1 protein-coding gene is annotated in these 547 nt (G+C 54.8%); it reads right to left on the reverse strand.

The genetic code is table 11. From position 1 onward, the window contains the following. Positions 1-547 (reverse strand): HAD family hydrolase (locus tag Q4563_RS15680; RefSeq protein WP_303605124.1); only part of this gene is annotated, 547 nt, incomplete at both ends.

Here is a 547-nt window from a genome sequence, read left to right on the forward strand (position 1 = left end):
GTCGTAACAGTGGCAGATCGTTGCGGGAGTCGCTGTAGAACCAGGCACCGTCCATGGACTGCTGATGCTCTTCCAGCCAGGCGTTGAGCCGGGTTACCTTGCCATCCTGAAAGCTGGGTACGCCAACAATTTCGCCAGTGTATTGGCCGTCGATGACTTCCGGGTGTGGTGCAATAATGTCGGCAATACCCAGACGCTCGGCAATCGGATAGGTAATGAAACCGTTGGTGGCGGTAATGATCAGTAAATGATCCCCCTGGTCCCGATGCTTCTGGATCAGGTCACGGCTTTTTTGGCTGATCAGTGGTTCAATACGTTCAGCCAGAAAACGCTCGCGTTCGGCCAGCATATGTTGCAGTGGATAATCGAGTAACGGCTGTAAGGCAAAACGCAGGTAAGCGTGAATGTCCAGCGTGCCGGCTTTGTATTGTTCATAGAAGTGGTCGTTGCGATGCTGATGCACCGCCGGGTCGACGAGTTCCCGGTCGGCCAGATACTGGCCCCATGCGTGGTCACTGTCATCGGATAACAGGGTGTGGTCGAGGTC

This window comes from Gilvimarinus sp. 1_MG-2023 (assembly GCF_030548285.1).